At 44.0% G+C, this 15,411-nt stretch carries 11 protein-coding genes; 9 read left to right on the top strand and 2 right to left on the bottom strand.

The window, feature by feature from the left end; all coding sequences use genetic code 11:
- The first annotated feature begins 91 nt into the window (after window positions 1-91).
- The 3 genes from ACYQ0C_RS04520 (at window position 92) to ACYQ0C_RS04530 (ending at window position 3,581) form a co-directional block, all read left to right on the top strand.
- On the top strand, window positions 92-1,792 hold the full coding sequence (locus ACYQ0C_RS04520; protein WP_016277145.1) for a DUF4925 domain-containing protein: 1,701 nt from the start codon (window positions 92-94) through the stop codon (window positions 1,790-1,792).
- 338 nt (window positions 1,793-2,130) lie between these two features.
- Complete coding sequence (locus ACYQ0C_RS04525; RefSeq protein WP_016277146.1) at window positions 2,131-2,757, top strand: type IV toxin-antitoxin system AbiEi family antitoxin domain-containing protein; 627 nt, start codon at window positions 2,131-2,133, stop codon at window positions 2,755-2,757.
- On the top strand, window positions 2,754-3,581 hold the full coding sequence (locus tag ACYQ0C_RS04530; RefSeq protein ID WP_016277147.1) for a nucleotidyl transferase AbiEii/AbiGii toxin family protein: 828 nt from the start codon (window positions 2,754-2,756) through the stop codon (window positions 3,579-3,581). The genes ACYQ0C_RS04525 and ACYQ0C_RS04530 overlap by 4 nt, the downstream gene beginning before the upstream one ends.
- Window positions 3,582-3,853: 272 nt before the next feature.
- Here ACYQ0C_RS04530 and ACYQ0C_RS04535 read toward each other — a convergent pair whose 3' ends face one another.
- Window positions 3,854-4,630 carry a porin family protein gene (locus ACYQ0C_RS04535; RefSeq protein WP_016277148.1) on the bottom strand — a complete coding sequence of 259 codons (777 nt, stop codon included), beginning with the start codon at window positions 4,628-4,630 and terminating at the stop codon, window positions 3,854-3,856.
- An 11-nt stretch (window positions 4,631-4,641) separates the two neighbouring features.
- The gene (locus tag ACYQ0C_RS04540) at window positions 4,642-5,733 is read right to left on the bottom strand and encodes a PCMD domain-containing protein (RefSeq protein WP_016277149.1); all 1,092 of its coding nucleotides are present in this window, start codon (window positions 5,731-5,733) and stop codon (window positions 4,642-4,644) included.
- Between the two features lie 235 nt (window positions 5,734-5,968).
- Here ACYQ0C_RS04540 and ACYQ0C_RS04545 point away from each other — a divergent pair, with 235 nt between their 5' ends.
- The 6 genes from ACYQ0C_RS04545 to ACYQ0C_RS04570 all read left to right on the top strand — a co-directional run bounded on the left by ACYQ0C_RS04545 (window position 5,969) and on the right by ACYQ0C_RS04570 (window position 15,135).
- Window positions 5,969-6,535, top strand: a complete 567-nt coding sequence (locus tag ACYQ0C_RS04545; protein ID WP_016277150.1) for an RNA polymerase sigma-70 factor — start codon at window positions 5,969-5,971, stop codon at window positions 6,533-6,535.
- Window positions 6,536-6,621: 86 nt separating this feature from the next.
- Complete coding sequence (locus ACYQ0C_RS04550; protein WP_016277151.1) at window positions 6,622-7,584, top strand: FecR family protein; 963 nt, start codon at window positions 6,622-6,624, stop codon at window positions 7,582-7,584.
- 215 nt (window positions 7,585-7,799) lie between these two features.
- On the top strand, window positions 7,800-11,081 hold the full coding sequence (locus ACYQ0C_RS04555) for a TonB-dependent receptor (protein ID WP_016277152.1): 3,282 nt from the start codon (window positions 7,800-7,802) through the stop codon (window positions 11,079-11,081).
- Between the two features lie 18 nt (window positions 11,082-11,099).
- Complete coding sequence (locus ACYQ0C_RS04560; protein WP_016277153.1) at window positions 11,100-12,563, top strand: RagB/SusD family nutrient uptake outer membrane protein; 1,464 nt, start codon at window positions 11,100-11,102, stop codon at window positions 12,561-12,563.
- A gap of 176 nt (window positions 12,564-12,739) precedes the next feature.
- Window positions 12,740-14,881 (top strand): family 20 glycosylhydrolase, encoded by a 2,142-nt coding sequence (locus ACYQ0C_RS04565; RefSeq protein WP_016277154.1) that lies wholly within the window; start codon window positions 12,740-12,742, stop codon window positions 14,879-14,881.
- Between the two features lie 17 nt (window positions 14,882-14,898).
- Window positions 14,899-15,135: a hypothetical protein gene (locus tag ACYQ0C_RS04570; protein WP_081642417.1), complete on the top strand. Its 237-nt coding sequence runs from the start codon at window positions 14,899-14,901 to the stop codon at window positions 15,133-15,135.
- The last annotated feature ends 276 nt before the right edge of the window (window positions 15,136-15,411 follow it).

Here is a 15,411-nt window from a genome sequence, read left to right on the forward strand (position 1 = left end):
ATGTGTTCTAAATTTCGATAAGAAGAATTAGACGTTTAACTTTTTAGTATATTTGCGCGATTTTTTGAGTATAAATTAAATTAACTAAGCAATGAAAAAGAATCTTTTTTATTATTTGTTCGCTGTGATTTGTTCAGTGACATTGTTCACAGCATGTAGTGACGATGATGAAGATACTACATGGCAGCAGATTCCGGAAATAACCAACGACAATGTAACTTTGAAGTTGAATAACACAACACCTGCCGGTGCTACTGCAACCTTAGATATTATAAATGGCGAGAATGCTAAAGTGACTTTGATTAATGCCATTTATGGTCATGCGTCAGTGCCTGTAAATGTAACTATGGAAAAGAAAAATGATACTTCTTATAATTTTTCGGGCACAACAGATCTGGAGGCTGCCAGAATGGAAGCATCGAATTCTCCTTTAAAAGTTACTGTAAACGGTACTGTGGATACTGCTGGAAAAATGACAATCGATGTAGCTACTTCTGGTTGGGCGGCTGTTTCAGGAGTTTATGCTAACGATAGTCTGGCTATCACATTCGATGGTAAATCTCATAATAATGGTTCTGATTATGCTGTTACTTTGATAGCAAAAGAAAATGGTTCTGCGGCTACTCTGGTTTTCAAGAAAATTATTAATGTAGCATTGAATGTGGAAGCTGACGTAACTTTGAACAATGGAAAGATTTCCGGAACAGTAGAGCCTAAATTGGGATACACCATTACGATTGATGGTTCTGTTGATAATAGTGGTAAATTAACTTTGGATCTGGTAAGTTCCGGTTATGGTACGATTGATGCTAGTTATTCAGCAAAAGGTAATGCGATTACCTATAATGGTAAGGAGCTGACCAGTGGATCTGTGTCAATAAAGGTGCTTTCCGAGAAGGCTGCACAGGTTACTTTAAGTGGTATGCTGGTTGGTAGCAGAACCGCTGTTATTGAAGAGGCAGTTATCACAAAAGAAGAAGGTAAGGAAGTATATGCTTTAAGTGGTGAGTTGAAAAACAATGATTATACTGTAACCTTTAAAGGAACAGTAGGTGAAGACCGTAAATTGACTGCCGAGGTGACTTATAGGGTAATAGGTGATATTATCGGTAAATGGAATCTGATGAAAACACCAGAAAACATGGCTGCTCCTATTTTCAAATTTGCAACGAATAAAGGCAGTGTGACTTTACCGGAGAGCCTCTTGGATATTATTCCTGAGAATATGAAACCGATGTTTCCTGCAACAATGCCGGATGCACAGCTTACACAGGTTATCCAAGCTTTGTTGGGCACTTATGCTGTTTATCTTCAGAGTATAGAATTTGCAGAAAACGGTAGAGTGATCGCTTCTTATATTGATATGCCGAAAGATGTAAATGGTGATGGGAAAATTGATGCTCAAGATGCAGTTGATACTACTCCCAAAACATTTGCTATGTTGCAATATTATATGAAAGATGGTCAGCTTTATCTGGCTTTCGACTTGAGTGAATTGCTATCTATGATGTCTGTAGACAATTCTCGTTCATGGGATCCCAGTACAGTTTTGACAGAAGGGATACCTGTAAGTTATCAGGTTGCTGGTAATACTTTATCTGTATCTTTGGTTACAGATGTTGTGGTGGGTCTTGCCGGATTCGCTAATACAATGTTGCCTATTATTGGAATGATGCTTCCTGAAGAAATGAAACCGCAGTTTGCAGTGATTGAGAAAATTTTCAGTGCAATAGTGGAAGGAATTATTCCTGATGTGAAAGAATTGGAAGTAGGTTTGATGTTTACAAAATAATCTACGTTATCCTTATTATATAAGAATAAAGGGCGTTTGGCTGAACAAATGCCCTTTTTCTTTGTCTGTATGAGGGGGAGAAAACAATAGCCCCTTTACTCTATTTATGAGTAGGAGAAATAGATTTCAAATTAGCAGGTTCTCCCGTTGTGAAGGATATGCAAGCTTCTATTACTGTTGGAAAAGTAAATGACAGTAAAGTCAAGATATCATTGTCTAATGTTATGATAACATATAGTGGATGAAAATTACCATCCAAAATATTGGAATAGCAAATATTTGAATAGAAAAAGAAGAATAAACTCTTTTATTGTTCAAAATATTACTATGTTTGCAACATGAATAGACAATTAACGGAAATAGGAGCTATCCCTATAACGAATTCAATCATTGAATCGTTATATCCTGAACTCAAGTCGGCAGATAAGAAGGTTGTTTGGCTTGAGAAGAATGGGTATATTATAAGATTGAAGAGAGGGCTCTATGTTGTCAATCCCGAACATTCAGGAAAGACGCTTTCAAATGAATTGATAGCAAATCATCTTTATGCTCCTTCTTACATCTCTATGTCGACAGCATTGAGATATTATGGTTTGATTCCGGAGGCTGTGTATACGCATCAGTCTATGACGGTAAAGCATTCCCGAAGTTTTCATACCCCTATAGGGAATTACGATTACAAGTATATTGACAGAGATGCATTTTCAGTAGGAGTAAGAAGTATGCATAAGGGGGAATATGCTTTCTTGATAGCGTCACCAGAAAAGGCTCTGTGCGATCTGATAGCAAATTCTTCCAAGGTCAATCTGCGTTTCCTGAAGGATGTGGAAAACTATCTTGAGCATGACATCCGAATGGATATGGATGAGTTCTATAAGTTTGACGCTAATATTTTTGAAGAGTATATAAAGGTAGGCAAGAAGGCCGATTCTATTGCAACTGTATTAAAGTTTCTGAGACGATGAAGAATGAAATTTATGATAGCATGTTGTCACGCTACGATCTGACGACAGAGCAGAATAAGCGAAACGCTATTTTTGAAGTAAACCAACAGGTGATTCTTGCTGGTTTGTATAATGGTGGATTTTTTGAATCGGTAGCATTCTATGGAGGAACTTGTCTGAGAATCTTTTACGGGTTGCAACGCTTCAGTGAAGATATGGACTTTTCTCTGCTGGCACAGGACGATGCGTTTGATTTCAGCAAATATTTCCAACCCATTGTTGATGCGTTTGCATTGGTGGGTCGTGAGGTTGAAATCAAGAAAAAGGACAAGAAGAATTTCGGCAAGGTTGAGTCTGCTTTCCTGAAGGACAACACCGATGTATATGATGTAATGTTTCAAACAGAGAAGTCTATAAAAATCAAGATCGAGGTTGACACTTGTCCTCCATTGAATTTCAAGACAGAGCAGAAACTGCTGCTTCAGCCTCATTCATTCATGACTCGCTGCTTCACTCTACCCGATTTGTTTGCCGGCAAGATGCATGCCTTGGTATATCGTGTGTGGAAAAACAGAGTCAAGGGACGCGATTGGTACGACTTTGAATGGTATGTTCGTCATAATGTGCCACTTGATTTTGCACATTTGGCTGAGAGATGCAAGCAGTTCAATAATGAGGAGATTACTCCAGAACTATTCAAGGATAAGCTTAAAGAACGTCTTTCTACAGCAGATATCAAACAAGTAAAAGAGGATGTTCTTCCTTTTGTGCGCAATCCGAAGGAATTAGACATCTGGTCAAATGACTATTTTGTTCAGTTGGCAGATATGGTGAAAATGGTATAACCTTTGACTATATTATAACATTGTAATAATACTCGCCCATATTAGATACTGTCAGTTTTAGCTTTAGGGAATCTGGACGTAACAGTTACCGGTAATGCTGATGGTAAACTGGTATTTGGATATTACAGTGACTAAGATGGCTGTTCTTGTTGAGTTTGACGGTCTGAAGAAATAGTATTCATACTGTATTAGTAAAGGAAAAAGGAAGCTGTATTATGCAACTTCCTTTTTTATGATTGAATTTGTATGATACACAAAAGTAAAATTCTACTTTAGAATGCGTATCCGAATCCTACATTCAGATAAACCGCATACATATCAAAAGTGATTGTCTTGAAATCTTTCTGGAAAATATCATTTAGTCCCCAGTTTAAATCCGCATATACTTTTAAATGCTTGAAAGCCTTCCAGTCGGCTCCTAACTGTACCCCCCATTGAAATTTACGTAAATCGGAAGAAAAGTCATAAGTCGCGATTTTATCGTTTGTAAATTCCACCTTTGCTCCTGTTGGATCGCCTTCCCGCAAATAGCCCTCATAAACATGTCCGGAAAAATCTCCGTCCATTAAATAGGCAAAATAAGGTCCGAATTTTAGATTCCAGCGTGGCGTCAGTTTGTAGGCTGCTAGAACGGGGATCGTGAGGTATGAATTTTGTACTTTTGTACGTACACCTCCGTTCCAATGTCCGGACATCTTTTCTCCACCATCGCCGATAATTTCCATTCCATAGTCTTTTACGGTAGCTTTAGTGCGCATACCTTTGTTTTCCATTTTGAGTCCTGTGGTGACACCCCATTTTTGTTTTTCACCGAACCATTTGGTGATGTTGCCTTCAATGGTTATGGAAAGTGTTGGATTGTAGGCGTCTATGGAGCGGATTTCTGCAGGAAACGGGATGGGCAATGTACCGCCAATATTAAATCCTGCCTTGATTTCATATTCTAAGCCATGTAATGAAGACCAGATAATACTTTTTGTTCTCTCACGTTGTGCCCAGGTAGAGAGGCTGACTAGTAAGCAAAGGATCAATATAATATTTTTTTTCATACTTTCCATTTTTAATTTTCGTAAAACATTTCTACTTCATCAAGCCAAAGCGTGCTTTCCGGAGCACCTTCAAATATATCTCCATCTGCACTTGACGAAAATACGATGGCGACATTATAACTACCTGCCAATAGTTTATCTGTATCAATTTCTTTATGGTAATCGAATAGCATTTCAAATCGAGTCCATTCGGATGTCTCATGCGGATTGTCTATCATGGCTAAAGCTACTAAATTTTTATGTTCATATCCATCTGCTTTGAAATAACCGTCCAATGTGCGTGTCTCTTTATCTGTTTCATAGAACATGGCATAGATATTAAAAATATCTTTTTTCCCTGCGACCTCTTTGCCTCCGGACATGAACTTGGGGCCTGCCTTGAATTTGTAATATCCTACTATTTTGGTTGGTTTGTGATAGAAAGGATAACCGAACTGAGTGGACTTTAAAGCATCAGTAAGAGCTGAACCAACGTCAAAGTTTCCCATAAATAAGTTTCCGGCAGCAATAGGCATTCCCACCATGTTTCCAAAGAAACCGGTGCTGCGGGTTACCAATTTAACACATTTTCCTACTACACCGGCATCGTCTTGCATGGTAGGGTAATCGTATGGACTTTTGGCCACTCCTGTCAAGCGGAATCCGGGGTTACCGCTTGACCATTCTAGCTTTCCACCGTTGTTTTCTGTAAGAACAAAATAATCTCCATTGCTTTGAGTGGTGATAACTGTATCCTCAAATTCATAGAAGGTAGGTATTTCCTCTGAAATAAAAGCTACCGTATAAGTCTTTTCCCATTTTCCACTTTCAGAGGTAACGGTATATTTTTGTGGGGTAGTGAAGTCACGTTCTGTTCCACTGAGAGGGGATATGGTTGCCCCTTCCGTCAATGTAAATTCTGGTGCCTGATGTTCAAGGTCGGTAGTTGGCTTTACCATTAAAGTAATACTGTTATTCTGAATGATAGGTTCTCGTTTTAGAATTTCTACCGGAACTTTACAACTTAGAATATCCGCTTCTGCATTGGGCGCTTCATCCTTTATACAGGAGGTACAGAAAAGCAAAGCTGTCATTGTACAGGCTAGTAAGTCTTTCAGTTTCATGAATTTATAATTTAATTGTTTTTTGAAATTAAAACACATATAATGAATGACAAAGTTACTGCTTTTGGTGAAATTTTCCGCATTTTATGCTAAAAAAGGATTGCCCTTTTTTCAAATTAGTTGATGATTTTCCGTTTTTTTCGGAACTTGGCTGAAACAACAAGTGAATTTCTTGCAGGTTTCAATATTTTTTGCGAATATTACACCTTAATTGCATGTTTTGTGACACAGAGATATGAAGCAGACTTTATTGAAATTAGACAAGTTGGATTTTGACGAGATGTACACCATCTATTTTCCAAAGTTGGTACGTTTTTCCCAAACCTATCTGCTTCTTCAGGAAGATGCGGAGAATGTAGTTCAGGATATCTTTCTGAAACTTTGGGAGAACCGTGAACAGTTATCATTTGAGGGGAATTTTAATGCTTATCTTTTCACGATAGTCAAGAATCGTTGTATCGACATACTGCGGAAAGAATGCCGGGAAGAGTCCAGACATTACTCTTTTTCACCGGTAGAGCGTCAGGAACTTGAGTTTAAATTGTATTCCTTGCAGAAGTTTGACGAAAATTCTTTTTCTTTCTTTGAAATGGAGCGTATTCTTCAACAGGCCATAGAGTCGCTTCCCGAACGTTGCCGGGAGATTTTTAAATTGAGCCGTATGGAGGGCTTGCAAAATAAGGAAATTGCCGCCCGGCTTGGTATCTCGGTAAATACGGTTGAAGGGCAAATGAGTATCGCGCTTCGTAAACTCAGAGTGGCATTGAAAGATTACCTTCCTTTTTTTATTTTCATGTGTTAATTAGTGTTTATTTTGAAATTGTTTTTGGTGGCTGTCTTTTTCCCTTTCGTTCTACTGTTATACAGAACAAAAGAACTTGGTGAAATATGGAAGAATATCTGCATAACTATTTTTTGGGTATCATGACTGACTCCGAGAAGGAGCGGCTTTTTAAAGAGCTGGAAAAAGATGCGGCCTTGAAGGAGGAGTTTGCGGCATTGCAAAACTCCATGGCTCTTTCCGGTCTGATGGAGGAAGAAGGAGATAAGCGGATGGCAGCCGTCAAGCTGAAAGAACTGAAGCGGATGGCGGCAAAGCGGCGTGTCCTTCGTCTGTCGTGGAAGATGGTGAAGTATGCGGCAATGATACTGCTGGTGGTCGGCACATGGCTTCTTTCCAAAGAATATAATTTGGACATTTATAGCAGGGAATATACGTGGGTGCAGGCTCCTAAAGGGCAGCGGGTATATGTCACTTTAGCCGATGGAACCACGGTATGGCTGAATCCTTGCACCAGGCTGAAAGTGCCTAATGTGTTCGATGCCAGACAGCGTATCGTGGAACTGGAAGGTGAAGGCTTTTTCAAGGTGATGAAAAATGCGGAAGCTCCTTTTATTGTGAAGACAGACAAGTATGATATACGGGTATTGGGCACTGAATTTAATGTGTTCGCTTATCCGGACCGGGACGATTTTGAGACGGAACTGGTCACAGGGTCTGTCTATATTTGTGACAGGGAGGAGAACGGGCAAGGCATTTACCTGAAACCTGATGAGAAAGCAATCGTTTTGAACGGGCGTCTGCATAAGTTATCTTCGGAATATAAACAACGGCAACTGCAAACCAATGGCATCTATACCTTTGGAGACCAGCCTTTCGGAGAGTTGTTGAAGCGGCTGGAACTGTGGTATGAAGTGAAATTTATTGTGAAGAATCCGGAAATCTTAAAACAGGTTTATAACGGTAAGTTCCGTCAGAACGACAGTATAGAAAGTATATTACAAGCGATTAAAGATGTGGGTAAATTCCAATACCGCATCTTGTCGGATAAAGAGATTGAAATATTTTGATTAATGTATAACCTTAATAACGAATATGCCTATGTAAAAACACACTTGAATCTATTTTTAAACTTATGCGTTAGATCAATGATATAAAAAAAGGAGAGTACTGCAACTACCCTCCTTTCCAAAGGATTATCCTGATATATCTTGACTAATGCCCCTAAAATCAGTACCTAATAACCCTTTTATTTTGCGAAGTTATGAAAAAAACACTACGTATTATGAAAATTACACTTTTTTTTATTTTTTGTCTTTTAATGCAGCTGCATGCGGAAAACACTTATTCGCAGACGGCGAATGTTAATCTTAATGGAAGTTCGCTCACCTTACAGGAACTTATTTCAGAGATTGAGAATCAGACAGATTATTTGTTTATTTACAGCAAGCATGATGTGGATCTGAATCAGAAACTGAAGATCAAGGCTGCCGGTAAGACGGTTGCGGATGTTCTGAATAAAGCTTTTGAAGGAACAGGCCTTAATTATAAATTTACAAACAATTATATCTCTGTGTATAAAAAAGGAACGGGCGATCCGGAGGCTGTCCGTCAGGACGGGAAGAAGCGGACTGTGACCGGTCGTGTGACAGACGTTCAAGGCGAGTCCATCATCGGAGCCAATGTGATGGATCTCAAAAGTAAAACCGGTACCATAACCGACATTGACGGTAATTTCAGCCTGTCTGTAGGCGAGAATGCTGTATTGGTCGTTTCGTTTATCGGATATATTGAGCAGAGAATTACAGTAAAAGGAAATGCGCCCTTGCATATCAAACTGAAAGAAGATACCCAGAAACTTGACGAAGTAGTGGTAGTAGGCTATGGCAGCATGAAGAAAAGCGACCTTACCGGTTCGGTGGTGTCTTTGAAAGCCGATGATATCAGCAGTCCCACCAACTCCAGTTTCGTGCAGATGATGCAAGGAAGAGCAGCCGGTGTGGTGGTGACTCAAAGCAGCGCGCAGCCGGGTGGGGCGGCAGCCATTAAGATTCGCGGTACTTCTTCTGTCAACGCCGGTAAAACTCCGCTTTACGTTGTGGATGGGTTTCCGATAGACAACACGAACTTCTATCCGGGTTCGGGAGATGTGTTCGATGGCCCCAAGAAAGACCCGCTGAACAGCATCAACCCTTCGGACATTGAAAGCATGGAAGTGCTGAAAGACGCTTCCGCTACCGCTATCTATGGTTCGAGAGCCGCCAATGGCGTTATCTTGATCACGACAAAGAAAGGTAAGGAAGGAAAGGCCAGAATCACATTCAACTCATCCTTTGGTACACAGGTCATAGCCAAGCGTTTTGATGTACTGAACGGAAGTGAATTTGCGCAGGTATATAACGAAATGCAGGTGTTCAACGGCAGAGACCCTTACTACAAAGACGTGGAGTCGTTTGGTAAAGGAACCGACTGGTTCAAAGAAGTTACCCGTACCGGTATGGTGACCAACCACGATGTAACCATGCAAGGTGGAAATGTGAATACCAAATACCTGGCGTCAGGCAGCTACCACCGCAATGATGGTATCGTGAAAGGCAGTTCGTTCGAGCGTTACAGCTTCCGCCTGAATTTGGACCAGAAGATTTCGGAGAAGCTGAACCTTACGATAAACAGCTTGTTGAGCAATACTACGGATAATAACATCATTGCCGGAACACGTGCCGAAGACACCGGTGTGCTGGGTGGTGCTTATGCTTTCCCCTCCAACGTGCCCATTCGCAATGAAGAAGGAAAATTCTCTGATAATCCGCATTATGTGCTGATGTCCAATCCGGTATCCTTGCTCGATATTGATGACAAGACCCGCTCCAGACGCGTTATGCTGAATGCATTGTTGAATTATACGCCTACGGATTACCTCTTCTTCAAGATTCAGGCAGGTACGGACATGCAGAACGCGAAACGCGAGTATTACAATCCTACCACTACACGCAAAGGTGCGGGTGCGGGAGGTATAGCGTCGGTTACCACCACACAAGGTGCCAGCAACTTGCTGGAGGCCACGGCTACTTTCAAGAAAAACTTCGGCAAGCATAAACTCGATGTGCTGGCAGGCTATACTTACCAGGATTTTCTTTTTGAAGACTTGAGTGCCAAGGCTACGAAGTTCTTTACCGACTATTTCGGATATAACAATATCGGTATCGGCGAAGAACGTCCTACCGTGGGTACCACCAAATCAAAGAATGTGCTGATCTCGGGTATCGCCCGTGCCAATTACAACTACGATGACCGTTATTTGTTTACAGCCACCTTCCGCGCGGACGGTTCGTCCAAGTTCGAGAAAAGCAACCGTTTCGGTTATTTCCCCTCTTTCTCGGCGGCATGGCGTATTTCCAACGAGGCGTTCATGAAGGATTTCACGAATTTGTCCAACCTTAAACTCAGAATCGGTTACGGAGAAACCGGTAACCAGGATATCGGTAACAACAGTTATATGACATTGCTGGGAAAAGGTTATGTCTATATCTTTGGAGACCGCGTGGCATCGACACTGGTTCCTAACAATGCCGGCAACCCGTTGCTGATGTGGGAGACAGCCAAGCAGTTCAATGTAGGGGTTGATGCCGGATTCTTTGATAACCGGATTTCCGCTACGTTGGAATACTATCAGACTACGACGGATAACCTGCTGCTTAAATTTGCCACACCCGCCTATTCGGGTTATGCAAGCCAGTGGAGAAATGCAGGTAAGATTCAGAACAAGGGAGTGGAGTTCACGCTCAATACCCGCAATATCAGCACCCGTGACTTCCAGTGGGAGACAACCTTGACAGTCACTCATAACAAAAACTTGTGGAAAGACCGTGCCGGACTGCCTCTGCCCCAACTCGGTGCATCGGAACACGATCCGGTCAATGCCATCTATGGTTATGTGTTCGACGGAATATGGCAGGAAGGAGATGATATCAAGGGCAGTGCGCAGCCCAATTCCGTTCCGGGAAATATCCGTTATGCCGATATAGGCGGACGCGATGAGAACGGTGAGTTCAAGCCGGGACCTGACGGCAAAATCGACGCGGCCGATATCACCTACCTGGGAACTCCCGATCCGAAGGTGGAGTTCGGATTTGGCAATGACCTGACTTACAAGAACTGGAATCTTAATTTCTTCTTCAATGCGCGTGTGGGTGGAAAAACCTTCAATCAGTTCAGGTCTTATTATGAGAATCCTGCCCGTGTGTTCGAAGGGGTGAATGCTTTCAAGAGCGTCATGGACCGCTGGACACCTACCCATACGGATACCCATATCCATTCGGGAAAGAGCAATCCTTATGGCAGCGAATACAATTCACTGTATATAGAGAACACTTCCTTCCTGAGACTGAAATCCGTCCGTCTGACTTACAACACCCGCATTGGAGCTGTTCCTTGCAGTGTATATGTAGATGCGCAGAATGTTTTCACCATCACCGATTATACAGGATACGATCCGGAAGTAGACGGTTCGTACAACGGTTATCCTCCTTGCCGCACATTTATGGCGGGATTAAGAGTTAGTTTCTAATTTAAAAAGAAGAATATCATGAAAAAACTTGGAATATATATTATTGCGGCTGCAAGCTGCCTTTTTTCCTCTTGCTTGGACACTGAGTTATATACCACGATACCGGTGGATGATTTTTTCAAGACAGAATCGGATGCCCAGGCATACCTGAACGGAGTGTACGGAGGATTCCGTGACCGGAGCGCCCGTTGTTACATACCTGCCGGAGAGTACGCTTACCAGATGTTGAACGAAGTGGCGGGAGCGAATCTTATTTTCGGTCCGGGAGCGCAAAAAGGCAACCAGCTTATGATGGAAAAGGCAGAGTGGGGAGTCGATTTCTATGTCACTTCTTCTTTGTGGATGGACTTGTACATGGGCATCAGCCGCACCAACATCGGTATTGATAACTTGAGGAAGCAGGCGCCGACCCCGGCCATAGAGCGTTTCATCGCAGAAACCCGCGTGATACGCGCCTTTTTCTATGCCGATCTGGTTTACCTGTACGGAGATGTTCCTTTTATCACCACTTCCCACTTCGACTTGATGTCGAAGCCGGGCAGAACCTCCAAGGATGAAGTCATCAAGTTCTGTATTGACGAGATAAAGGATGCCATGGACAAACTGCCGGACAGCTACCCCGCCAAGGATTATGGACGCTTCACCAAATGGGGGGCAAAGGCGAAACTTTGTAAAATATACCTAGAAGCCAAGATGTGGAAGGAGTGTGCCGAGATAGCCAACGAGATTATCACCCAGTCGCCTCATAGGCTGATTGCGGATTACAGCAAGTTGTGGGGAGTGGAGAACGAGAAGAACGCCGAATTCCTTTTTGTCATTCCTAGTCTTCCTCCGCGTTACCAGCATTCCGCATACGCCGCTCATTTTCAGCCGGCCGATTTCCTGAATCCGGACGGAACGGTGATAGGATGGGACTACTACCGCGCCACCTGGGACTTTTATGATTCATTCGATCCGGCGGACAAGCGCAGAGCCGACTTGCTGACATCGTATGAAGCGAAAGTAAAAGGCGAGATTGTGGTGAAAGAAGTGGGGCATGGAGTAGGCGAAGGCCCTATCCCCAATAAATTTCCGATGGACCCCGCCCATATAGACTGGACTGAAGGAACAGATATCGTATTGCTTCGTCTGGCGGATATTATCCTAGCGCGTGCGGAGGCATTGAACGAACTGAACGGTCCTTCTCAGGAGGCTGTCGATTTGATAAACAAAATACGCGAAAGAGCTTTCGGCAATGCGGAGCATAACTTGAAGCTGGCTGATTATCCGTCGAAAGACGCGTTGCGTGCCGCTATCTTGCAGGAGAGAAGCTGGGAGTTGTTCCTCGAAGGCTACAACCGCATGGATTTGATCCGTCACGGAGTGTATATTGAGACCATGAAGAAGAAAGGTTCGACCAACGTTTCGACCAACCATCTTTTGTTGCCTATTCCGCAGTCCGAACTGAACATGAATCCAAATTTGACACAAAATCCTTATTGACGGGAATAAAAGGTTGTTGTTTTTGGGGTGAAAAGATATTTTCAGGATAATACAATAACGTATTAAGAATATAGCTGTGATTATGTGCGGAGGCTGTTTCGGGAGAGGGGAGGAAAAAATATCCGTCTTCTTCTTGGGGCAGCCTCTTCTTTATTTATTCTAGAAAGGAAAAAGATATGTATGCGAAGTTTATTATTTTAGTTTTCTTATGGGGAATAACCCGGTTGGCGGCGGAAGCCCAACCTGCGGGATGGTCGCTGCCCACTCCTCAAAACCAGCTTTCGACAAGTCTTATCCCTTATCCTGCCGAGGTGACCGGAGGCAAGGGAACCGTCCGCTTCTCTTGCCTGAAGGTGGCGGGAGGCGGAGGCGCTGAACAGTTTCCGCAGCTTCGGGCGGAACTGGAAGAGGTGGCGCTGGACCGGGGGATGGTTGCCGGCGGGAAAGACTGCCTGCCCGTCCGGTTTGTCCCGGGCGGCTCTTCAAAGGCTGCCGGATCGGTAGAGGCGGAAAGCTATACGCTGTCCGTGTCCGATAAAGAGGTGCGGATCACTGCTGCCGGCTTTCAAGGATTTTTCAATGGCTTGCAGACATTGCGGCAGCTCATCGTAAAGGAAAAGAAAGGTTACGGAATAGCCCGTTGCATCATTAAAGACATGCCGGCATTCAGTGTGAGGGGGGTGATGCTGGATGTGGGGCGCAACTTCGCCTCGGTGGATTTCATCAAGAAGCTGGCCCGCCGCTTGTCTCATTATAAAATAAACATGCTTCATCTGCACCTCACGGACGATCCGGGATGGAGGGTGGAGGTAAAGAGCCACCCCGAACTGACAGACACCGCCACCTTCTGGAAGACCAGGCAGCCCGGAAAGTTCTATACACAACAGGAACTGGCGGATTTGGTGGACTACTGTGCCGGGCTGGGGATGCGTGTCCTGCCCGAGGTGGATATGCCGGGGCATAGTGCCTCCTTCAGAAAGGGAGTGGGAGCCGATATGCAGTCGGTCAAAGGAATGGAAGTATTGAAAGAGGCGCTGGATGAAATCATTCCCCTTTTTCCCGACCCATGGTTCCATATCGGTTCGGATGAAGTACATTTTAAGATGGAAGCCTTCATGCCTGAAATGATTCGTTACGTGCGCGGCAAGCACAAGGAAGTGGTGGTGTGGTCGCCCGGCTATGTGCCCGATACGGCTGCCGTGAGAATGTGCTGGGGCGAAAACGAGGCGGGGCATGCCTTGGACAAGTCGGCACGCTACATAGACTGTAACGGATTCTATCTGGATTGGATGGACTCTCAGACGGGAGTTCCGCAAGTCTTTTTCCAGCAGCCGTGTGAGGTGCCCCGTGGCGATGCCCGGGCGTTGGGAAGCATTTTCTGTGTCTGGACGGATGGGGCACTCGGTTCGGAGCAACGTTTGCTGGAGCAGTATCCGTTTTATCCCTGCGTGCTCACCTTTGCCGAACGCATCTGGCGGGGAAGCCGCGAAAAGAGGCGCGACTGCATGGCGCGTATCCCTTCCAAGGGAACGGAGGAGTGGAAAGCCTTTGCCGAATTCGAACGCAGGCTGGTCTATCACCGGGACCATTATTTTGCCGGCATTCCTTTCGCCTATGTGGAGCAGGCGGACATGGAGTGGAGGTTGATAGGCCCGTTTGACCACCACGGGCAGAATGATTTTTCGTTTGATCCCGAGCGTATAATAAAAGAGGAGTATGCGGTGAATGACACCGTGTTGGGATGGCAGTCTCGGGAAGCTTGCGGAGGCGCGGTGCAGATCCGTTCATTGTATGATATGTTCAATGCCCACCGCAAAGTCTTTCGTCCGGGGCATTGGCCTACGCTGATGTCTCCTGTGGTGGGGACAGGGCCGGGTACCTGCTATGCCCTTACCTATATTGAAAGTCCGGTTGATCAGGAGGTCTGGTTGATGTTCGGTCTGAACGGCATGTGGGGTCATTCGGGCGGCTACCGTTCGGGCAGAGCTCCCGAGCAGGGCAGCTGGGATTATGAAGGAGGGGATGTGTGGCTCAATGACGAGCGGGTGAATCCTCCTCACTGGCCTTTCCAAAGCCTGCCGTGGACAGGATGGGGGAGAGGGCGCATTGAAATCCCGTTGACGCAGGAGGGGTATTTCTTTCGTCCTCCGGTAAAGATACATTTAAAGAAAGGTATGAATAAAATGCTGGTACGTACGGTTTCCGGTCCGTGGAAAGGCGATCTGGGAGACCGGAAATGGCAGTTCTGCTGTATGCCCGTGCAATGGGACGGACTGCATTACACCGAGGTGAAGGGATTGAAATACCACGCCCGGTAAGGCTGTCACATTAAGTTATGGAACAATATTCAACCAACCTCGCTGATAAACAGTGGCAATTTATAGAAAAGATAGTGAACACGCAAACGGGAATACGAAAATATTCTATTCGCGGCACGGCTTTTTCATTTAAGCTTTGGATTTGGCGTACAATCCTCCTGCCCATGCCAGTGCGGCATGGAGGTAATAAACCAATGGAAAGTTGGACGCGAAAATGCCCTCATGCCCTAACTTTTGTTGTAACTGGTTTATAATGAACTGCTTATTGGTGGTGGTAGCATTATTGTTAGTGAGGGCATTGCCCTCACTAATGGACGCTTGAAAATAAATTATTGCAACCTTATTGCATGATATACAGTACCTTTATTGCTGGTTTTTGGGGAAGTGTTCAGTTTACAGCGAATGCGTACGAATTAATTTATATTGTTGATTGACAGTGTTTAACGCGTATATCCTTGCAGATAATTGAAAATCTTCATGGGCGATCAGCCCTTCTTTATTTTCCTCTGTAGTAGCAGAAGAAAAGCGAC

Source organism: Phocaeicola sartorii JCM 17136 = DSM 21941, assembly GCF_054653615.1.